At 68.5% G+C, this 21,272-nt stretch carries 14 protein-coding genes and 4 pseudogenes; 6 read left to right on the top strand and 12 right to left on the bottom strand.

What is annotated here, in order from left to right; translation table 11 throughout:
* Positions 1-156: 156 nt before the first annotated feature.
* From SLUN_RS04715 to SLUN_RS40915, 3 genes and pseudogenes are all read right to left on the bottom strand, one after another.
* Positions 157-466, bottom strand: a pseudogene (locus tag SLUN_RS04715) (IS5/IS1182 family transposase); the annotation flags it as partial.
* A gap of 28 nt (positions 467-494) precedes the next feature.
* A pseudogene (locus SLUN_RS04710) lies at positions 495-677 on the bottom strand (APC family permease); the annotation flags it as partial.
* 1 nt (position 678) lies between these two features.
* A complete protein-coding gene (locus tag SLUN_RS40915) occupies positions 679-1,851 on the bottom strand; it encodes a ricin-type beta-trefoil lectin domain protein (RefSeq protein WP_254709859.1) in 1,173 nt (390 codons plus the stop codon).
* Between the two features lie 800 nt (positions 1,852-2,651).
* On the opposite strand from SLUN_RS40915, the gene SLUN_RS04700 reads away from it, so the two are divergent.
* Complete coding sequence (locus SLUN_RS04700; RefSeq protein WP_159100184.1) at positions 2,652-4,028, top strand: right-handed parallel beta-helix repeat-containing protein; 1,377 nt, start codon at positions 2,652-2,654, stop codon at positions 4,026-4,028.
* A gap of 160 nt (positions 4,029-4,188) precedes the next feature.
* Here SLUN_RS04700 and SLUN_RS39305 read toward each other — a convergent pair whose 3' ends face one another.
* Positions 4,189-4,332 carry a hypothetical protein gene (locus SLUN_RS39305; protein WP_159100183.1) on the bottom strand — a complete coding sequence of 48 codons (144 nt, stop codon included), beginning with the start codon at positions 4,330-4,332 and terminating at the stop codon, positions 4,189-4,191.
* Positions 4,333-5,077: 745 nt separating this feature from the next.
* On the opposite strand from SLUN_RS39305, the gene SLUN_RS04695 reads away from it, so the two are divergent.
* The 3 genes from SLUN_RS04695 to SLUN_RS04680 all read left to right on the top strand — a co-directional run bounded on the left by SLUN_RS04695 (position 5,078) and on the right by SLUN_RS04680 (position 7,833).
* Positions 5,078-5,593, top strand: a complete 516-nt coding sequence (locus SLUN_RS04695) for a sigma-70 family RNA polymerase sigma factor (RefSeq protein WP_159100182.1) — start codon at positions 5,078-5,080, stop codon at positions 5,591-5,593.
* Between the two features lie 307 nt (positions 5,594-5,900).
* On the top strand, positions 5,901-6,527 hold the full coding sequence (locus tag SLUN_RS04685; protein WP_108147284.1) for a helix-turn-helix transcriptional regulator: 627 nt from the start codon (positions 5,901-5,903) through the stop codon (positions 6,525-6,527).
* A 196-nt stretch (positions 6,528-6,723) separates the two neighbouring features.
* Entirely contained in the window at positions 6,724-7,833 is a 1,110-nt protein-coding gene (locus SLUN_RS04680) for an FAD-dependent oxidoreductase (protein WP_108147283.1), read from the top strand.
* Between the two features lie 15 nt (positions 7,834-7,848).
* Here SLUN_RS04680 and SLUN_RS40910 read toward each other — a convergent pair.
* From SLUN_RS40910 to SLUN_RS04640, 8 genes and pseudogenes are all read right to left on the bottom strand, one after another.
* Positions 7,849-8,112 (bottom strand): annotated as a pseudogene (locus SLUN_RS40910) (phenylacetate--CoA ligase family protein); the annotation flags it as partial.
* Between the two features lie 83 nt (positions 8,113-8,195).
* Positions 8,196-8,348 (bottom strand): annotated as a pseudogene (locus tag SLUN_RS04670) (phenylacetic acid degradation protein PaaD); the annotation flags it as partial.
* Between the two features lie 120 nt (positions 8,349-8,468).
* Entirely contained in the window at positions 8,469-9,485 is a 1,017-nt protein-coding gene (locus SLUN_RS04665) for a carbon-nitrogen hydrolase family protein (RefSeq protein WP_108147282.1), read from the bottom strand.
* A gap of 44 nt (positions 9,486-9,529) precedes the next feature.
* Positions 9,530-10,567 carry a phenylacetaldoxime dehydratase family protein gene (locus SLUN_RS04660; protein ID WP_108147281.1) on the bottom strand — a complete coding sequence of 346 codons (1,038 nt, stop codon included), beginning with the start codon at positions 10,565-10,567 and terminating at the stop codon, positions 9,530-9,532.
* 307 nt (positions 10,568-10,874) lie between these two features.
* Entirely contained in the window at positions 10,875-11,354 is a 480-nt protein-coding gene (locus tag SLUN_RS04655; protein WP_108147280.1) for a hypothetical protein, read from the bottom strand.
* Positions 11,355-11,759: 405 nt separating this feature from the next.
* A complete protein-coding gene (locus SLUN_RS04650) occupies positions 11,760-12,047 on the bottom strand; it encodes a DUF1416 domain-containing protein (protein ID WP_108147279.1) in 288 nt (95 codons plus the stop codon).
* A gap of 40 nt (positions 12,048-12,087) precedes the next feature.
* Entirely contained in the window at positions 12,088-12,933 is an 846-nt protein-coding gene (locus SLUN_RS04645) for a sulfurtransferase (RefSeq protein WP_108147278.1), read from the bottom strand.
* Between the two features lie 605 nt (positions 12,934-13,538).
* A complete protein-coding gene (locus SLUN_RS04640) occupies positions 13,539-14,564 on the bottom strand; it encodes an aldo/keto reductase (RefSeq protein ID WP_108147277.1) in 1,026 nt (341 codons plus the stop codon).
* Positions 14,565-15,517: 953 nt separating this feature from the next.
* Between SLUN_RS04640 and SLUN_RS04635 the strand changes: the two genes are divergently transcribed.
* Positions 15,518-17,698 carry a TOMM precursor leader peptide-binding protein gene (locus SLUN_RS04635; protein ID WP_159100181.1) on the top strand — a complete coding sequence of 727 codons (2,181 nt, stop codon included), beginning with the start codon at positions 15,518-15,520 and terminating at the stop codon, positions 17,696-17,698.
* 209 nt (positions 17,699-17,907) lie between these two features.
* The gene (locus SLUN_RS04630; protein WP_108147275.1) at positions 17,908-21,045 is read left to right on the top strand and encodes a lantibiotic dehydratase; all 3,138 of its coding nucleotides are present in this window, start codon (positions 17,908-17,910) and stop codon (positions 21,043-21,045) included.
* Positions 21,046-21,272: the final 227 nt, after the last annotated feature.

Genomic DNA, 21,272 nt, shown 5'->3' with positions numbered 1-21,272 from the left:
GCCGGGCCTGCGTTTCGAATCCCTTCGGGTCAACTTGGAATCTTGGGGCAGCATATGACCTGGGCCTTGACGTGTCGATGTTCGGGGCCTGGTGAAGCCGGGAGCGCGTGTGTCAATCTCAGAGGGCATTTGATTTAGGTCGATTACCCTTATGCGCTAGTAGGTGCCTCGCCAGGAGGGGGTGGTCTCGTCCGTTATATGCGCTTGGCGAGGTTGTCGATCGAGGCGACGTGGATGATGGCTTCGGAGCTGGCGGGAAGGGCCTCGTAATCGCGCCAACCGAGACTTCGTTCCACTCCCCAACGCCTTTTGACAACCTGAAACCTGGGGGCTTCGGGGTTCTGTTGACGACTACGTCGATTCCGAGAGTGGTGCCGTGCTCGATGACGGCGTTCTTGAATCCGGTGTCGACGCAGGTCTTGGAGATGGTCGGGTAGGTCTTCTTGGCCTGGTCGAGCAGCTGTATGGGACCGCTCGGTGACCGAGGCGGGGTGGCCGTCGGGCACGTAGTCCGTCGTGACGGCGCGGGTCGCGTCCAGCTTCGCCGGCCGGTAGTAGTCGCTTCCCTGCTTCCAGTACCAGACCATCGGGATCAGACCGGCGGCGAGACCGCCGATGCCGATGGCCACGGAGGCGGAGCTGAGCTCGCCCATCGACTCGATGAAGATCCAGAACATCTCAGCGCAGGGTCCACCTCTGGTTGGACGTGCTTGCACAGTCCCACAGCTGCAGTCGAGCTCCACTGCCAGTGGCCGAGTCAGTGACATCGACACACTTCCCGATCTGGGTGTTGACCAGGTTGTGCGTGCTGTTCACGGTGAACCGCTGTGCCCAACCGCCGTTGCAACGGGCCAGCTGAATCATGGTGCCGTTCGCGGTCGAGGCGTTCGCAATGTCCATGCACAGGCCCATGGAACGCACGCTGCCGTCCGACCGGAACACCCACTTCTGCCAGGCGTCGCCACCGCAGTCCCAGAGCCGCAACGGGGAGCCGTCCGTTCCGTCGTGCGCGGCCACCTCGATGCACCGTGACGACGCGTAGCCGACGATCATGCGGCCGGCTGCGGCCTTCGACTCGGTGGCGGACGTACCCTGCTCGGCTGTCGCATCGGCCGTCGCTCCTGCCACCACCCCGGTCGCGCGGGAGGCGGCCGGGCCTGGCGCTCCGGCGCTCGGGTCGGAGGCGGTGCCGCTCGCCACGGCGGGCCCCCGCGCCGGGCTCTTCGCCCCGGAGCTAACGGGCGTGGGGTCGCCCGTGGCGGACGCTGACCCGCCCGGCATCACCTCGGCGGCGAAATCGCCGACCGATGCCCCGGTAGGGTGCACGGAAGGGCGAGCCTGTGTCCCGCTCTTGCCGGAAAATGCCAGGAACGACACAGCGGCCAGCGCGAAGGCCACCAGTGCGCAGGCAGTGACCACGGGCCGGGAGATCCGGGCGTTCCGCTCCGGATCCCGTTCGTCTGGTCCGCCGTGCAGGCCCGCTCCCGGTTCCGCCGGTGTGTGGCTCCGCGAGGCGCGGATCCTGTGCAGCAGCCTGGCCAGCCGCTCTGGTCCACCTCCTGGGCGTTCGCCGACAGGCTCCTGTGCCGGGACGACGCCGTGCTCCCCGTCCGCATCGCGTTGTCGGGAGATCTGTTCTGCGGGCTGGTGCCGGGCTGCTTCCGCCCGGTTGGTGCGTTCGCGACCGCGGTCTCGGCGCGTCTGCCATGGCAGACGGCGCTCCCCGAGCGCTTCGCCCTCGTCGTGCCCGGCGGTGCGCGCGACCGACGGCTCCCGCGGCCCAATGACGTTGCCGAACAGGTCCACGGCGGGTTCCTCGCCCCTGACTGCCGGCCTCGTTGTGCGTTCCATGTGCCTCTGCTCCACTCTTCGTTCGGCGGCAGCCCGAACCCTCATCCCCACTTCTCACTGCGGCGCCACCGGTCCGGCATGGGCGGACGGCCGAGCCGCAGCGCCGCGGGTCCCGCGCGCGGTGCTCGTCGTCCGTGACGGGTGGTGGTCACCGCCGACGACGGCGGGAGGGTTCAGTGCCGGGGGAGCACCGCGCGTGGTGTCCCCCCGGCCGGCACGGCGACATACCTCCGGTTCTCCGGGGTGCGAGTGCCGTCCACGGTGACCCGAGGTCCTGAAAGCCGCTGTGCAGCAACGACCGTAGGAATCCCGGCGCGGCAGGCGGCCCGGCCGCGCCGGATTCTGCCCGGCAGGACCTGGATTACTTCCCTCGCGTACGGCGGCGCGGGCGCGGACGCGTCCTTCTCCGAATTACGGCCCTAGCATGCGGCCGCGGGAAGTTGGCGGTGCGTCGCCAAGGGGATTTTGACGTACCGCAACTTTTCACGTGGATTGAATCCAGCTCATGTCGAAGGAAAAAGATGAAGCTACGACCACTGTCCCGCCAATCACGCGAGGCCGCTCGAGGCCGAGCCGCCGGAGTCGGAGCCGCAGTCAGAGGGAGGCGCGACGGACGCCTGGGCTCTGCTGGTACGCCCCGCACTCGGCGGCGTTCGGCTCTGGTGATCGGAACCGTTCTGGGCATGGCCGTCACGGGTCTGACGTGGTTCGGCCCGACCACCTCTCCGGCCTCCGCGGCCGGTTGCATATCCTCTGGGACAGACGCCGACATCACCGCTGCACTGGTAGGCCCTGGAGACGTGGCGGAACTCTGCCCGGGAGCTGTCTTCAACCTCAGCAAGACCATCTATTTCACTGCCGCTCAGCAGCGAATCGAGACCCAGGGGCTGCCCACCGACGGGACCCGCGCCATCCTGCGGGTCGCCAGCCCCACCCTGGCGATGGCCGTTTTCGGGCACGACCAGTCCGGCGCGGTTCTGCAGAACGTCGAAGTGGACGGCTCCCGCCCGCAGTACGGACGGATTCCCAACTCTGACGCGCTGATCGAGATGGGTGGCAACAGCACCGGCCAGGCCGTGCGCAACGTCTACGCCCACCACACCCGCGGCTGGTCGGACCTCCACCTGTTCGGCGGCGACTCGACCGGCGGCGTACCCGGGTGCCAGCAGGCCACCTTGTCCGGCAATCTGCTCACCGACGCCGGCACGGACGCGCCGGACACATGGGCGGACGGCATCTCCCTGGACTGCGGCAACACTCTGGTTGAGAACAACACCATCCGGGATGCCACCGACGGCGGCATCGTGATCTTCGGTGCTCCCGGCTCGACTGTCCGGAACAACACGATCATCGCCGCAACCCAGGTGATGCTCGGCGGTATCAACATGGTCGACTACGGCCCGGCCGGAGGCAACTACACGGACACCGTGGTGTCGGGCAACACGATCAACGCCGCGGGTTCCCTGATCAAGATCGCAGTGCCCATGGGCCCGCTGCCCTGGGGATGTGGTTCCACCGTCGTCAACTACGGCGCCACCGTGACGGGTAACAAGCTCGAGGGCGCGCACATGGGCTACGGGTTCGTCGCCAACGGCGTCCGAGACTGGACGGTGACCGGCAACACCGACAACTCCACCCACGTGGGCCATGTGAAGGGCTCCAACTGCTCGGGCTCCATCGCCTCAGCACCGAGCGGATTCCAGTCGGCTTCCGTCAGCAACAGCACGCTGCAGTCGAACTTCGTCCCCAACCAGTCCCTGACGAGCCTGCTCGGACTGACGGAACGCCCCACCACCGTAAGCTTCAAGGCGAACAACGGCCTGTTCGTCACGGCGGAGGGCGCCGGCACGCAGCCCCTCATCGCCAACCGCGCGCAGGTCGGGCCATGGGAGGCGTTCGACGTGATCTATCTCAGTGGGGACCAGGTTCAGCTGCGTGCGCAAGTCAACGGCCTGTTCGTCACGGCGGAGAGCGCCGGCACGGAGCCGCTGATCGCCAACCGGACTGTCGCCAAGGGCTGGGAGACATTCCGCATGATCAAGAATTCCAACGGTACCGTCGGTCTGGTTGCCGGGGCGAACAACATGTACGTGACTTCCAACAACGGCACCGCGCCCCTGATCGCAAACCGACCCGCCAACAACGGCTGGGAAAAGTTCACTCTCTACGCCTACTGAGCCCGAATCGACAAAGGCCCGCTGAAACAACTTCCGGGCGCTGCGGCCCGATCCCGCCCCGCGGATCGGTAGGACGACCCACCCCAGCATGATCAAGGGTGAGCGGTTCGGTGGTCGTTGGCCGCAGCGTCCTGAGTTGATCTCAGGCTCGGCACGTTGATCATTGGGGCCTGTGCCCGAGACGTCGTCGGCACCCAGTTTCGGGGAACTGCTCGCCCAGCGTCAGCCCCATCGGCTCCGGCACGTCGCCGTGGACCGTGCCGATGTGGTTGATCAGCCAGCCCTGGACCGAGGCGGGCAGCACGCCGCGTCCGTCGGCGACGCCTCGGATGGCCTTGGCGATTCTGTCGAACCCGGCTCAGGCAGGAGGCGGCTCCCTCCACGGTGACCGGGTCACTGGCGAGGATCGCGATCGATAGGCGAGACGCCATGTCAGCGGTGCGTGGTCCGCCTGGTGGTCCACTACGGCCCCCGCGGTCGGCCGGGGTGCTGCCGCCGGCTCCGCCGGTGTCCAGACCCCTTCACGTCCGTCTCCCTGGACGCGATCAGGGCGCCGATGCCGATCCGGCGCCGACCGAACCCCTTCTCCCGGGCCGAGGTGACTTTATGACCGTGCCCCTGCTGCCGGCCGTCGTCCTGGGTGGATGCGCTCGTCGCCGCCCTTGCCGCACTGGTGGCGGAGCGGCGTGAAAGTGACCGCCCGGGCCCGCGCCGCCGGGCCGGGGCTGTGGGTCACCGGGCTTGAGGTCTGAAGGTCGTCGACCTCCGTCTGAACTGACTGAGTATCAGAAAGCAACGGTGCGTCCATCGAGGGCCAGAAGCATGCGAGACGTTCTCGGGCGTTCCGACGCGGCGGTACATCAGGGGACGTTCCCAGCTGTCATCCATACGCCGACCCGCCGCCGCGCGAGCAATCGGCGTGGCCTGAAAGGCTCGGTCGAACCACCATGTACGTCACGTCTTCGATCACTCTGAAGGAAGACGAGAAATTGCCCGCAGTCGCCTCGTTGTCCGGCAGCGTTGCGCACCACGTCGCAGGCTCCAGGAACGTGGTCCCGGACAGAGGCCAGGACTTCATGTTGGCGATCAGTACGGAGGAAGCCGACCTGCTGCGCTTCGCCAAGACACTCACCCTGGGTGACGTCCACAGCGCTGAAGACCTTGTCCAGGAGGCGCTGTTACGGGCCTGGCGCCACGCGGATCGGCTCATCTCCACCCAAGGACTCGCGCGTCCCTGGCTCTTCACCGTGGTGCGGCGGCTGGCCATCGACCGTCTCCGGGCCTCTCGCGTCCGTCCGGTCGAGCTGTGCGCATCGGAAGTGGACGTGGACGTGGTGCCCGATGCAGGCGAGCGCATGCTCACCTCGCACGTGCTGAAGAGGGCGATGGCGGACCTGACCCCGCCCCACCGCGAGGTACTTGTTCACCGGTACTACCTCGATCGCAGTGTTGAGGACACCGCTGCCGCATTGAAACTCCCGATCGGCACGGTGAAGTCCCGCACCAGCCATGCGTTGCGGGCACTGCGCCAAGGCTTGACGTCCCAGGGACTCCACGCGGGGTGAACTCCGGACGACCGCTGAAGGCGGTGACGCTGATCTTCAGCTGGGCCGCGCCCTCGACGTGGTGCCAGGGCGAGGTGTTCGGCGACGCGGATTCCGGCGGGCGTGAGGCGGGTGATCTGTTCGCTGGCGGCGATCGTGGCGGAACGGGTTCCTCGGTGGTGGTCAGGGCGGTGTCCTGGAACCGGTCGAAGAGGGCCTTGAGGACGGTGGCGACTTCCGTGCCTTCGACCTCACCCTTCAGGAAGGTTCCGCGACGGGGCGCGGCCCCGGCCGTCACGGTGATGCGTCCCAGGAAGGGTGTTTGAGGGTGATCTCGATCGCGATCCTTGCCAGTGACCCGGTCACGAGGGAGGGAGCGGCCTCCTGCCTGAGCAGGCAGCGGGAACTGACAGTGCTGCCGCTGCAGGAGCACGAGCGGGCGGACGTGGTTGTGATGCTGACCGTGGACGTCACCGACGAGACGATGCTGCTCATGGAAGCGGTGTCCGCCCGCTCGGTCAAGCCCGGCATGGGAATCGTGCTGGTCACCGGAAGTGTGCGCGAGGGCCAGGTGGTGCGGGCGGTGCAGTTCGGCCTGCGCAGCGTGATATGGCGTCAGGATGCCGGGTTCGACCGAATCGCCAAGGCCATCCGAGGCGTCGCCGACGGACGCGGCGTGCTGCCCGCCTCGGTCCAGGGCTGGCTGATCGATCACATCGGCACGGTCCACAGCGACGTGCTGGGGCCGATGGGGCTGATGCCGTCCGGACTTGAAGTCCGCGAAGTGGAGGTGCTGCGCCTGCTGGCGGACGGCTTGGACACGACGGAGATCGCCCAGAAGCTGAGCTATTCCGAGCGCACCATCAAGAACATCATCAGCGGCATGATCAACCGCCTGGGACTGCGTAACCGCGCCCACGCGGTCGCCTTCGCATTGCGCTCCGGGACCCTGTGACGTCAACTGACCGAACCAAGTGCGGAGTTTGAGCAGGCCAGTCACCTGTCGAGGGCATCCTCTCCCGCGGTGCGGTCACCGCGGCCAGGCCCGGAGGGCAGGGGAGCGTATGGCGGCCCGTGGCCGTGAACCTGGCCGCTGACGGGGCCGTAGTGCACGACGTACCACCCAAGGCCACCACATTACGGAGATCCGAATGCCCACCCCCCTTGACGTCCTTGTGGTCGGAGCCGGTATCGCCGGCCTCGCGACCGCCACCGCTCTGCACCGCGAGGGAATGTCCGTCGACGTCATCGAGCGTTCTCCCGAGCGCCGTGCCACGGGAGCCGGGCTCTTCCTGCCCGGGAACAGTGTCCGCGCGCTGACCGCACTGGGGCTGGGGGACCACCTCAGCGGGGCGGGAGCGCCCGTGCCGGGGCAGCGGCTGATGGACCACCGGGGCAGGGTGCTGGCCGACATCGCCATGGCTGAACTGTGGAGAGGTACCGCCGGTTGCGTCGGCATCACGCGCGCCAACCTCCATGCGGCCCTGCACGACATCGTGCCGGTGCCTGTCCGCCACGGGATCACCCTGGTCTCGCTCAAGCAGTCCGACGACGGTGTGGACGTGGAGTTCAGTGACGGCAGGAGCGGCCGTTACGACGTGGTCGTGGGAGCGGACGGCATACGGTCGGACCTGCGCGAGTTGGTCGATCCGGCGACCGGTGCCCGCTACCTCGGGCAGGTCTGCTGGCGCTTCCTGACCGACGCTCCCGACATCGACCGGTGGACCGTGTGGCTGGGCCCGAGAACGGCCTTCCTGGCCTACCCCGTCGGCGGGGGCCGGGTGTGCTGCTACGCCGACGTGACGGCCGCCGCACCCAAGGACCCGACCACTCGCGCCGGTCTCCCCGGGCTCTTCTCCGGCTACGACCAGCGCGTACGGGACCTGCTGGCCACACCCGCCGCCCATGAGGCGTACTTCTCACCGGTGGAGGAGGCCAGCGGCGAGACATGGGCGCACGGACGCGTCGTGCTGGTGGGGGACGCCGCCCACGCCAGCTCGCCCAACATGGCCCAGGGCGTTGCCATGGCCGTCGAGGACGCCCAGGTCCTCGCCGAGGTGCTGGCCACCGGGGGAGACACCGAACACCTCCTCCAGCAGTACGTCCAGCGCAGGCTCCCCCGCACCCGGTGGGTGCAGCAGCAGACCCACCGGCGCGACAGGACCAGGTCCATGCCGCCCGCCGTCCGCAACATCGCCTTCCGCTACGGCGCCAAGGCCTTGTTCGAGCGCGGCAACGCCCCGCTGCGCGACCTGCCCTGACGCCGGCCCAAGGTCGGGCCGGCCGGTGGTGCCGCTGGAGGCATGGACGCGGCGGACGTCGGCCATGGGCACAGCGAACATACCGAAGGGGTACGTGTCGCGCAGATCGGCCTTGGTGGTGAAGGGGAACCGGGCCAGATCCTCCAACGAGCGACAGTCCTCGGGCGACACCCCGGCCTCTTCGAACTTCATGCGGTACAGCTCGACGTTGTCGTACGCGTGCCGCAGTGTCGTGCGCAAGCGGCGGAGCTGGAGGGCTCCGAGCTCCTCGCGCGACATCTGCTCGGCGTCGTCCAGCAGCTCCGCGGGCAGGGTTTCCCCACGGCGGGCCGCGGCGGCCTCTGAGGTCTTCCGTTCGACGGTCAATGCGACTCCTTGGATTGTGTTTCCCTGATGCTGCGGCTGCGACCGTGGAACTCCACGATCACCTCGTCGCCGCGCAGGACGCTCACGTCGTGCATGCCGCTACGACCGAACCGGGTGCGCTCCCGGGCCGTGGCCACCAGGCGGTTCCCTGGCCGTGATCCAACACGCCGGTTGTGGTGTGGCGGGTACTCCTACCGGTTGGTGCCCGAGACGGTGCGGGGCAGGTCCCCGCACCGTTTCCCGGAGCCGGCGGTTGACGGTGGCTCACATCAGGCCTGGGCCGTCTCCGTTTCCGACAGCGTCGGCTCGTCGCAGCTCTCTGTGCTGGGGGTGGTGTGTTCCACCGGGCGCTGCTGGGTCTGGTTGAGCAGTAGGCGGGTGACGTCGGGGCGGGAGTAGTGCCCGACGGGGTCGGCGGCGGCCTTGGCGATGGTGATGGCCGCAAGGTCGATGTCGGCGTACAGGATGCCTTCGGCGTCCTCGGGCAGCGGTTCGGCCAGGGGACTGCCGTCCGGGCCGTAGATCTGGGCGAAGCCGCCGCCGCGTTGCAGCAGCTGCTGCTTGACCGGGGTGTCGCAGAACAGATCGAAGGCGGCGTCCCCGATCAGCGAGCCGGGGGCCAGCACGAAGACCTGCCCTTCGACGGCGTATATCTGGGAGGCGGCCGTGTTGACCTCCGGGCCGAGTGCGTAGGCGGCTCCCCTGTAGACCGAGAAGCTGGGCCACGCAGCCACGTGGATCTGCTCGTGCTGGCTGAACATGGCGTACTTGGACAGCGGCTGCAGGTGTTCCCAGCAGCACAGGCCGCCGACCCGGCCCAGCGGGGTGTCGTGGACGGAAAGGTCGGAGCCGTTGCCCTCGCCGAAGACGGTGCGCTCTACGTGGGTGGGCTTGAGCTTGCGCCGGGAGTAAACCAGTTCACCGTCGGCGGAGATCAGTGCCTGGCCCATGTAGAGGCTGCCGCCGCTGCGCTCGCTGTACCCGGCCATCACGGAGATGCCGTGCGTACGGGCCGCATCCAGCAGGAGCCGGAAGCGTGGGCCGTCCAGGGTGAGGGAGTTCTCGTGGTAGCGGCCGAAGAACCCAAAGCCCGCGGCGGGCGAGTCCAGCCACAGCCACCAGGGGTAGCCGGGGATGAAGGTCTCCCCGAATGCGATCAGCTGCGCTCCCGCCCGGGAGGCCTCCTCGATCAGGGCGATGCTCTTGTCGATCGTGGCATCGGCATCCAGCCATACCGGCTCCGCCTGGACCACGGCGGCCTTGAAAGTGCCTGTGTACTCCACCATGTTCTTCGTCTCCTTGTTCTTGGTCCGGACGCTGCCGGTCCCGGTCAGACGGTGATGGTGCTGCGGTGGTCGGCGGTCAGCGACAGGAAGCCGGTCGCCTGGTGGCAGTTGACGTACTCGGTGGTGACCGAGCCGCTGGGCAGGACAGACACCTCGTGCCAGAACGCGACGTCGAGGGGCCCCTCTCCGCCTCCGACCATCTGGAAGAAGCTGGCGTAGATCTCCAGGTGGGTGCGGTGTGAGCGGCACCAGGTCATGAGGTGCTCGAGCGAGGCGAACCAGGCGATGGTGCAGGTGCGCTCGAGCCATGTGCCGTCGGCCGACTCCTCGTCGAGATTGCGGGCGGCGATGCAGCCGGAGTCCGGGTGGGTGGCGAGGTAGTCGACACCGCGGTCCTTGGCCGGTTTGACGTCGGCCAGGTACTTCTCGCGGTACAGGGTGCTGGCGGACCAGTCCTGCGCCGTCCGGATCAGGGCGACGTTCCCGGGCACCTCGACGGTGACGCGCCGACCCAGCGTGTCGCGCTCGAGGGCGGTCTGCGGTTCGAAGACGGGAAGAGCGGGCTCCAACGGGTCGACGGCCGAGTCCGCGATGCGGTCGCGAGCGGCACCCCAGTAGTCGTGCACCTGAGTCTCAAGGTGTTCCACCGCCTCGTGCTGGGACAGGCCGCTGGTCGCGTAGTCGGCACGCTGGTGGGTGTGCAGGGTCTCGTTGCGCTCGACCGGGATGACGCACACCTCGCGCCAGTGGCCGACCGGGCCGTCGGAGGGCAGCTGTTCCCAGGCGGAGCGGACACGATCGGACCGCTGCCACCGGTCGTACGCCTCCAGGTCGAACCAGTAGGCCAGCCAGACGACATTGTGAGCGCCGACGGTGTCGGTGAACCATCCGCGGTCCAGCACCTCCGGCTGGTGCTCCCCGCTGAACAGTTCCGCGATCGTGGCGGCGCCGTTCGCGGCCTGGCCGAGTGAGCCCGCCTGACAGGCGTACTGGGCGAACACGAACGCCTGCGTGTCCTCAGGGAAGTGCGAACTGTACGCGGGGAAGCGCGGGGTGGTTCCCGAGCGCCCGGTTGTGGACATGTCTCCTCCGGTCTCCTCTGGCAAGCAGTGGCATCAGGGGTGGCTGGACGCTAAGCCGGATACGTGGCCGGATTTGACTGTCGGCGCCCCGGGACTTGACCAGAAACGACATTGTTGTCCGGCTGTGCCGGACATCGATCGATCAGCACACTGAGGGCATCGGATATGAATCCGTTGCAAACCGTTGACGGCCGCCTGGTTGTGCTGCCCCGCAGTACATGCTGGTGGGCCTTGGTTCGCGGCGCCGGCCAGGGTCTTTGGTTCAGCCCGCTCGGCGGTCCGGCAACTCACGACACACAGAGCCCGATCACACCGCCGACACACGGACCGACACGAACACCCTGCCGAGTCGCCGCTCGACCGCGGCTCTCACCGCAGCCGTGCGCTCCGGTGCGGCAACGAAGCGCAGCATGTCGAGGAGCTGCGGGGCGAGACCGACAGCCTGGACCCCCTGGAGCTCCATCCAACAAGCCGCCGCGTTGCAGGCGGCGATTCGGCTCCGCCCATGCAGGCCGGTATGTTCCGTCCAGGAGCGCGCAATTGCCGTCCACAGCCTCGTGGCGAGCAGGAAGTCTCCGGTCAGGTAAGCGAGATCAGCCCGGAACTGCTCCGTCTCCAGACGTTGTGGCACGGTCACTTCGACGTCCTCGGCCATGTCGCTCATCAGCCGGTCCGCGGCGCGCACGGCGGTGGCGAAGTCACGTGACCGCCCTGCCTCCATCGCGTCGGCGAGTCGGCTCGCATACAGCGGGGTGATGTGGATGAGGTGACGGGGTGTTGTGGACATGGCTTGCAGCCGACTGGGCGCCAGTGGCGCAACCGCGGCCCTCCCCCTTCCGGGACTGAAAGCGTCACAGCGCACTACGGGCGTCATGGCACATTGGTTCTCTGCTGCTGGCTGATCGCCACGGTGATGCCGCACCCCCTGGCCGCAGCGTCACAGTCCGGCCGATTGACCTGCGCTGGGCAAGAAGGGCACGCGTACATACCTTCGGGGTACGACCGGAAACCGGGACGACCAGAAGGGCCGCACCCGGTTCCAGGAAAGCGTCCAACCCCCTGGGGTGCGGCCCTTCGAGCTATCGGAATCTGACGGACGCCCGTCGCGGAGCGGCTGATGTCACGTCGGCGCCGCGGCTCGTAGCCCGTGACGCGTCCCCGCGCCGAGCGGTGCGAGAGGCGCGTTGGGACGTCAGACGGCGATGGCGACCTCGGCCAGGCCGCCGGTCTGCGCGACGACCGTGCGGTCCGCCGTGGCGCCCGGGACGAGTGCGCGCACCGTCCATGTGCCCTCGGCCGCGTGGAAGTGGAACTGTCCGGTCGCCGAGGTCGGGACCTCGGCGGTGAACTCGCCGGTCGAGTCCAGCAGGCGGACGTAGCCGGTGACGGGCTCGCCGTCACGGGTCACGCTGCCCTGGATGGTCGTCTCGCCGTGCTTGATCGTCGAGGAGTCGGGGCCGCCGGCCCTTGCTCCACACATAGAGGCTGTCCTTTGTGAGCGGGGAGGGAGGGGAGTGGGGTTACTCGTTGGCGCCGAGCTCGATCGGCACGCCGATGAGGGAGCCGTACTCGGTCCACGAGCCGTCGTAGTTCTTGACGTTCTGGACGCCGAGCAGCTCGTGCAGGACGAACCAGGTGAGCGCGGAACGCTCACCGATGCGGCAGTACGCGATGGTGTCCTTCGCCAGGTCGACCTGCTCCTCCGCGTAGAGCTCCTTGAGTTCGTCGTCCGACTTGAAGGTGCCGTCCTCGTTGGCGTTCGTGGACCACGGGATGTTGCGGGCGCTCGGGATGTGGCCCGGGCGCTGCGACTGCTCCTGCGGGAGGTGCGCCGGGGCGAGCAGCTTGCCGCTGAACTCGGCGGGGGAGCGCACGTCGACCAGGTTCAGCTTGCCGATCGCGGCGACGGCCTCGTCGCGGAAGGCGCGGATGGAGGTGTCCTGGGCCTGGGCCTTGTACTCGGTCGCCGGGCGGCTGGGGACCTCGGAGCCGTCGACCAGGTCGCGGGAGTCCAGCTCCCACTTCTTGCGGCCGCCGTCGAGGAGCTTGACGCTGTCGTGGCCGTAGAGCTTGAAGTACCAGTAGGCGTACGAGGCGAACCAGTTGTTGTTTCCGCCGTAGAGGACGACGGTGTCGTCGTTGGCGATGCCCTTCGCGGACAGGAGCTTCTCGAAGCCCTCCTGGTCGACGAAGTCACGGCGGACCGGGTCCTGGAGGTCGGACTTCCAGTCGATCCGGACGGCGTTCTTGATGTGGTTCTTGTCGTACGCGGAGGTGTCCTCGTCGACCTCGACAATGACGACCTTCGGGTCCTCGATGTGGGCCTCGACCCAGTCGGCGTCTACCAGGACGTCGCTGCGGCTCATGCTCTTTCTCCTCTGGGGCAGTGTGCGGCGGGTGGTGCGAAAGATGGTGTGCGGGTACGCGCAGCGCGCGGCTTACCGTCACGAAGGGTGGCGCCGTGCGAAGCACGGCGACACGTCAGGGACCTCCGGCACTGGGTCGTGCATGGCTCGCGCCCGGATCAGCGCTTGGAGATTGGGGGCCGATGAGCTGTTGCGTGAGCGCGCCGCCGGTACCAGGGTCATCAAGGATCCTCGGAAGGTGGTTGGACGGTTGAATGTGATGGGTGCGGTGAGCAGTTGCCGGCTCTGGAGCCGTGGCCCAGGCCGCACGTGGTGATCGCTGACGGTTGGAACGGCCGCGGGTCGGTGCACGGGTGTGACAGCCGTGAAAAGTCTCTCGGTTCGGTGTCTGCGTCGGGACGCCAAAGACGTCTCGCATGCTCCTGGCCGGCGATCGACGCACGATTGCTTTCTGATACTCAGTCAGTTACGCCGTGCTGTCCCGGCTCCGGCAAGCACGGCCACCTCGCCTCGCCCGGCCACGGCTGTGCTCGCAGCGCGAACGATGGGTGCTCAACCGGGGTGCGGCCGACTGCCGATGTGTCCCGGTGGCGGTCGCCGTCGGGTCAGGAGTGCAGCGGCGGCCGGTGCTCGAGGGCGCCCTGGTCCCACCAGTTGGGGTAGGGGACCGGGAGCGCGCTGGCCGCGTCCAGGTCTGCCAGGTCCTCGTCGGTGAGTACGAGGTCGACGGCGGCCAGGTTTTCGGTGAGCTGGTCGGGGCGCTTCGCGCCGACGATCACGCTCGTGATCCCGGGTTGGGCGAGTACCCAGGCGAGGGCGGTGCGGGCCACACCCACGCCGTGGCGTGCGGCGACGACGCGCAGAGCGTCCACGATGTCCCAGCCGCGTTCCCGGTCCACGGGCGGGAAGTCGGCAATGGCGCGGCGCGCGGTGTCGTCGCTGGTGCCGTTGCGGTCGAACTTGCCGGACAGGAACCCGCCGGCGAGCGGGCTCCACACCAGCGTGGCGAGCTGCTGGTCCCTGGCCATGGGCAGGATCTCCCGCTCGATGTCCCGTCCGGCCAGCGAGTAGTACACCTGCTGGGACACGAAGCGCTCCAGCGAGCTGTGCTGCGAGGCACCGAGGAACTTCATCATCTGCCACGCGGCCAGGTTGGAGGCGCCGATGTAACGGATCTTGCCCTGCCGGACGGCGTCGTCCAATGCGGCCAGCGTCTCCTCGACCCGGGTCAGCGGATCGAAGCTGTGTATCTGGTACAGGTCGATATGGTCGGTACGCAGTCGGCGCAGGCTGTCCTCCAGCGCCCGGGTGACCCAATGCCGGGACAGACCGACGTCGTTGGGGCCGGTGCCCATGCGGGCGAAGAGCTTGGTGGCAAGCAGTACGTCCTGGCGCCTCGAGCCCAGCACCCGGCCGAGGATCTCCTCGCACTCGCCCGCGGCGTACATGTCGGCGGTGTCGACGAGGTTGACACCCGCATCGAGAGCCAGGCCCACAAGCTCGTCCGCGGCCTTCTCGTCCAGACCACCTACCAGGCTCCACGGCGGCGTGCCCGCCCCGCCGAACGTCATCGTGCCCAAAGCGATCCGGGACACGAAAACCCCCGTGGCGCCCAACTGCTCGTACTGCATGTTCTGCCTTCCGGTGACCCGTGCTCTGGTCGTGGACGGCGCTGCGGCCGTCCGCACGGCTGCCTGCGACGCTACGGGCGGCCGGCCGGGCAGACCATGATCAAGCGTCTGGAGAACCTGCGCGCTCGTCCAAGGCGGCCGACGCTCCGCCGGCGCGCCGGTGCCGACGGAGCACGGCATCGCCCGGTTCGGGCTTCACGACACCACCCGGGCGATCGGCCGTCCGCCGTGCAGCTTCTTCAGGCCCGCCGGCCGTTTGTACTTTCGGCGGATCCATCCCGCCACGTAGGCGCTGATGCACCCATGAGGGGATACAACGCCGACCCGTGGCACCAGCCGTGTTGTCATCACGCGTGCGTTGCTTTCCCAGTCGCCCTGGGATTCGAAGGCGGGCGGCTTCGGCAGGGATGTCGCCGGTGAGGGTGGCGAGGAGGGGCTGATCCACGGTGGCACCTGCTCCGTCGGGAGAGATGGGGGCGCGCCGCTACGAACTCTCAGACTCCCAGTGGTGTTTGCATCCGTGACCATTGGTGCAAACACCCATGCCCGTACTGGAAAGATTATTAACAACGACCTGATTGCTTGTCAGGATCAGTCCGGCACCAGTGATTGTTGCCATGTCCGAGCGAGCTGTTCCCAGGCGAACAGCGCAGCTAGCGTACGCGGTGTCCGCCCACAGACAGGGAGGTGAACTATGGAGAAGGAAGACAACATCCTCGAGGTCTCCGAGGAGGAGATCGCGATCGAGGAGCTCGACGTGCGCCCCAGCCAGCGATACAGCCGCCCCACCTGGTAATCAGCGGGGACGCATAGTTGCTAAAGGCATGCGGCCTCGCAGTTGCGACTGTGAAGCCGCATGCTGCATCGCACCGGAAAGAAAGTCGGGTGTCATGGCTGGTCGCATCGTGCGCTTCCCGCGGCACGTGGGCGTCGAAGTCATTCCGGGAGCGGGGGTGTACCTGCTCTCCCAGGGGCGCAACACGGTGCTGCGTGGCAAGCTCGTCGAGCAGTTGGCCCCTCTGCTGCTGAAGGGCGCGACGCGCGTGGCGCTGCGGCATGCGCTCGCGGCGTCTTTTCCCGGGTCCGTCGTGGACCGCGGCCTGGACCGGCTGCTCACTGCCGGGCTCGTAGTCGAGCGGTGGGGAGATTCCGAACGCGACGACGCCGGGTTCTGGGAACTTGCCGGCGTGGCTCCGGACTCCGTGAGCGAGGCGATCGAAAACCGGAGTGTGCGCGCGGTCGCCGTCGGCGGCGCGAGCACAGATGCGTTCACGGAAGCCGCGACGGCGCAAGGCCTGCGTCTTGGCGACGGTGATCCGGGCCTCACCGTCGTGCTCACATCCGATTTCCTCCACCCGGACATCTTGGCGTTCAACCAGGATGCTCTGAAGACCCGTAGCTCCTGGCTCGTGGCCAAACTGACCGGGGAGAGCGCCTGGATCTCGCCCGTCCTCGAACCCCGGCACACCGCGTGCTGGAGCTGCCTGGTGCAGCGAGCCCGAGGCCACCGGCAGCTCCAGGCCACGCTCGCCAGAATGACCCATCGGGACTACGTCCCAGTGATGGGTGACGTGCGGCTCACAACGGCCACGGGACTGGCTGCCCGGCTGGCGGTTTTGCGGGTCACGCAGTGGATGGCCGGACTGCCCGACGACCCGCCGACGATCGTGAGCTTCGACCCCTTGGCCCTGGAATCCCGTAAGCACCGTCTCACCCGGCGCCCGCAATGCCCGGACTGTGGCGACCCAACGTTGGTGGCGACTGCGGCACACCTGCCGCCGGCCTTGCGCAGCGTGCCTGCGGCACCGGGTGCCGACGGCGGGTACCGGTCGCGAAGCCGTTACCACATGCTCGACACGTACGGACACCTCGTCAGTCCCATCACGGGCGTCGTGTCGGAGCTGACCCGGATGAAGACGTCGTCAGAGCTGTTGCACGTCTATTCCGCCGGTCACAATTTCGCGATTGGCCGGCCCCGGGAACTCAGCCGGGCGCAGCGCGCGTTGCGCACCGAGAGCGCCGGCAAGGGCATGAGTGACCTGCAGGCCCGGGCGAGCGCTCTCGGCGAGGCCATCGAGCGGTACTCCGGCGTCTGGCAGGGCGACGAAGCGCACATCGTGACCTCCGCCCGCGCACTGGGCGCCGACGCCGTGCCGCTGGACACCCTGCAGCACTTCAGTGAAGACCAGTTCCGCAACCGTGAGGAGTGGCGCGGCCGCGGCACTCCCTTCACCTGGGTGCCTGACCCGTTCGATGAGGCGCAGGACATGGCCTGGACGCCTGTCTGGTCGCTGAGCGAGGAGGCGCACAAGTACGTGCCGACCGCCTACCTGTACTACGACTTCCCCACCCCGACCGGCCCTGTCGTCGCCCTCGCCGACTCCAACGGGAATGCGGCCGGGAGCAGCCTGGAGGACGCGATTCTCCAAGGCTTCTTCGAGTTGGTTGAAAGGGACAGTGTCGCCATGTGGTGGTACAACCGCACGGCCCGTCCGGCGATCGACGTGAACCTGGCGGACATCGCATATATCGAGCGCTGGCAGGAACACTATGCGAGCATCGGCCGCGAGACCTGGGTCCTGGATCTGACCTCGGACCTGGGAATCCCTGTCGCGGCAGCGGTGTCGCGCCGGACCGATGGCCCCACCGAGGACATTCTCTTCGGCTTCGGCGCGCACTTCGACCCGGCCGTGGCGGTCACCCGGGCCCTGACGGAGATGAACCAATTCCTGGCCGGCCTCCTGGAGTTTCGCTCCGCCCCGGACCGCGCCGAGGGCGGCCCGGACACCGAGTGGTGGCGGACCGCGACGCTGGAGAGCCAGCCGTACCTCGCGCCACGCGGCACTTCCGGCCTCTTCACCAGACAGGCCCGTCAGACACCTGTGGGCCCCGACCTGCTGTCCGGCGTTCGGGAGGCCCAGCGGATTGTCGAGGAGAACGACATGGAGATGCTGGTGCTGGACCAGACACGGCCGGACATCTGCCTGCCGGTAGTCAAGGTCATAGTCCCAGGCCTGCGCAGCTTCTGGCCGCAGTACGCGCCCGGCAGGCTGTACGACGTTCCCGTTGCCCTCGGCTGGACAGAGTCGAGGGTGCCGGAAACGGAACTCAATCCGATCGCCATGTTCCTCTAGCCCGCTGCCCCTCTACGCAGCGGGAGTTCCGCGACCCCCTCAGTCGGCCACGGTCACGAGGTGAGCTGTTACCCCTACCGGGACCGCATTCGCCCGCTTTCGGCCTCGAGTGTGTTTGTTACGAGCTCCCGTGACTGCGTCTGCCGGTTCTGCGCGACCAGTGCGCGGGATCCGGGTCTCACCACCCCGACGCATCAGCTGGAGGCCCCATGTCTGACGACGCGCTCCCCGTCTTCGAGAGCGGCGACGTCTTTCTCCTTCGCGTTCCCGTCCTGCCGAACGAAGCTGCCGGCGGGGAGCAGACCGACACCGACACGGTCATGGCGCTGGCCCGGGACCCACTGGCCGCCGAGGCGCTGCTGGTGTCCAGCCCCTCGCTGGCGCGTGCCGTGCAGGACACTCTCGCCGGGAGCCGGCCGCCAGTCCCGGCGGGACAGCGACTGACCCGGTCGCTGCTCCGCTACCACCTGCGGATGTCCCGCAGGGCCACGCCTTTCGGCCTGCTCGCGGGAGTGGCTGTGGGTTCCTTCGGCGACAGGCCCAGCGCCCGGCTGACCGGTCGGCGCACCAAGCTCGTCCAGCCGGACCGGGCTTGGCTTGGCACACTCCTTGACGCGCGGGACATCGCCGACCCCCCGGCGGCCCTGCGCGTCGTTGTCAACAACACCTGCCGGATACAAGGCGACCAGCTCCTCCTGCCCCTCGCGATGCGCTCGCCGAAGCCTGCCCGGCGCAGCGTTCGCAGGACCCCGCCCGTCGAAGCCGTGTTGCGGCAGGCACGGCGGCCCGTGGCTTTCGGGGACTTGGTCACCGCGGTCACCGCGGATTGCCCCGGCCTCGCGCCGGAGCAGGCCGCCAGGCTGCTGACCCGCCTGATCGCGCTTGAATTCCTCGTCACCGACAGCCTGCCGTCGCCCGCCGAGCCTGATCCTCTGGGCCACGCCGCGCGCGCCGCGCCGGGGCACACCGGGTTGCGGAATTACGCAGCGAGGCTGCGGCATTACGCTTCCTGTGACGTCGGCAGGGGCGCACCGGCTCTGGCCGAGCTGTACCGGGCCGCCGGCTCGTCGGCGTGCGTGCAGGTTGATCTGGCACTCGAGGCCGACGTTCGCCTGCAGGCGGAGGTTGCCCGGGAGGCTGCCTCCGCGGCCTCGGTGTTGTGGCGGGTGTCCGTGCCCGAAAGCGACGGACAGCGTGCGCTGACGGCGTACCACCGGGAGTTCCTGGAGCACTACGGGCTGGGGGAGTTGGTGCCGGTGAGCAGCCTGCTCGACCCCGACACCGGACTCGGCCCTCCAGCCGGTTACGAGTTGCCGACCGGTCACCGCAGACCTCTCCCGCCCCTGGTGGATCCGGACCGTGCGAGCGACCTCAACGCGCTGTACGCAGGCGCATTGACCGCCGGGCGGACGAGCGTCGAGCTCGACGAGTCCACCATCCGTTCGCTGGAATCCGGGCGCGGGTATCCGCCGCCATCCGCCGAGCTGTTCGTCTCGGTCCTTGCCGACTCGCCTGGAGAACTGGCCGCAGGCCGCTTCCTCCTGATGGTCCCGCCGTTCCAGGTCTCCCGACTGGCCGGCACGGCATGGGGGCGGTTTTCCCAACTCCTCGGTGCCGAGGAGCACCTCGCCGCGTTCGCCCGGCGCACATGGGGCGCAGGCCCCGACACTCCGCTGCCGGTGCGGGTGGACTACGCAACCCGCGACCGCAGGGTACAGAATGTCACCGGAGCAACGGACATTGCCGCCCACCACGTCGCCGTGGGGATCTACGCCGATCCCACGTCACCGGGCGCTGTCGATCTCGCACACGTCTGCGTCTACGCCGACACCCAGCGGTTCCACGTCGTTGACACCTCCTCCGGACGGGAGATCAGCCCGTTCGCCCCGCACATGCTCAGCAGTCGGCTCGCCCCCAACGTGGCACGCTTCCTCCTCGAGGTCCCTCTCATGGGAACGACCCAGCTGGGGGCTTGGGACTGGGGCCACTTGAACAGCTGCCCCTTCCTCCCCGCCGTGCGCTACGGCCGGACCATACTGATGCCCGCCACTTGGCGACTGCGCCTTGCCGACCTTGCCGACGGAGAAGCCGCGGAACGCCTGGCGGCGTGGCGCGAACGGTGGCGGATGCCCGACCGCATCCATCTGGCCAGCGCGGACCAGCGGCTGGCTCTGGATCTCCGGCTGCCCCGTCACAGGGAGCTGCTGTGCCATCAGGTCCTGTCGGACCGGGAGTGCGTGCTGCACGAGGACCTGTCCCACGAACCGCCGTTGGGATGGCTGCGCGGACCGGACGGCACATACGACGCGGAAATCGTCGTACCACTCTTTGCGAGATCCCCCATCGTGCGCGAGCCAGTTGCCCCGGCCCCGACCCGCGGCCCCTTGTCCGCACCGCACCCGCCCGGCGGGGAATGGCTGTCCGCCCGGATCCCCTCGTCGGCCGAAAGCCAGAGGCTGATCCTCGCGACCCACCTGGAGCCGTGGCTGCGCAGCCAGGCTGAGCACGTGGACCGCTGGTTCTTCGTCCGCTACGCCGACGCGTCAACCGGCCGGCCGCACCTACGGCTCCGGCTGCACGGAGACCCGTCCGCTGTCGCCCGGCACGTGCTGCCGAGCCTTCGGGACTGGGCCCGGGACCTCTCGGCCGCCGGGCTCAGCGACGACCTGTCCCTGCACGTGTACCGCCCGGAGGTCGAGCGGTACGGGGGCAAGGCCGCCATTGAGGCCGCGGAGCGATTCTTCTGCGCGGACAGCCGACTGGCCCTGCGCCGCCTCGATGACGACACCGACCCGCTGCCCGTGGCCGCCGACGTAGTCCGTCTGATCCGCGGATTCCAGGGGGCTGGAGCGGTGGCCTGGGAGCAATGGTTGATCAATCACTACGAGAAGGACGAGACCCGGCACCGGGTCTTCGCCCGCAGGCGCCGCGAAGCACTGGCGCTGATCCCCGTCGACGGGCCGGCCCAGAAGGCCGAGGACGCCGAATGGCACGCCGGCCTGGCCGCGTACGCTGCCACGGTGCGCCGGGCGGCAGAGCGGGAGAACTGGATCCTGCCCGCCGAGATCCTCAAGGCGTTGCTGCACATGCATTGCAACCGGCGATTGCGTTTCGCGGCGGACATAGAACAGGACGTATACGCCGTTGCGCGCGGCGCTGCGGTCGCACACCTCGACCGGAGCAATGCCCTGGCCCGCCTCCCCGATGGTCCTGTCCAGGATGAGTCTGCGCACGGGACGCGGCCCGGTGCAGCCGGCCTCAACGGCGGTGGCCAGGGCTTCGGAGACAAACCGTTCGGCGCCCCCGGAGCCGGCGGACCTACCCGCCGTAGCGGATCGCGGCGATGACCGGCCGGGGCAGTCGGCGTGCAGATCGCGGCCGACCGCGCGAGCGGGGTGCGGACGCCAAGCAGCGTACTCGGTGCCCTGCTTGGCATGGCCGAGCACCCGCGCGTGTTGGTGGAGTCGATACCGATGACGCCACTTGACGCACGGCCGCTGGGATCGAGTAAAGGTCGAAGACCGATCCGGCGCACAGGTCACTGCGACCGCTCCGGGGCCGACCAACGCTTCCT

It is taken from the genome of Streptomyces lunaelactis, assembly GCF_003054555.1.
Classification (GTDB): Bacteria; Actinomycetota; Actinomycetes; order Streptomycetales; family Streptomycetaceae; genus Streptomyces; species Streptomyces lunaelactis.
The sequence above is the reverse complement of the archived record's forward strand: the minus strand, read 5'-3'. Positions and strand labels throughout refer to the sequence as shown.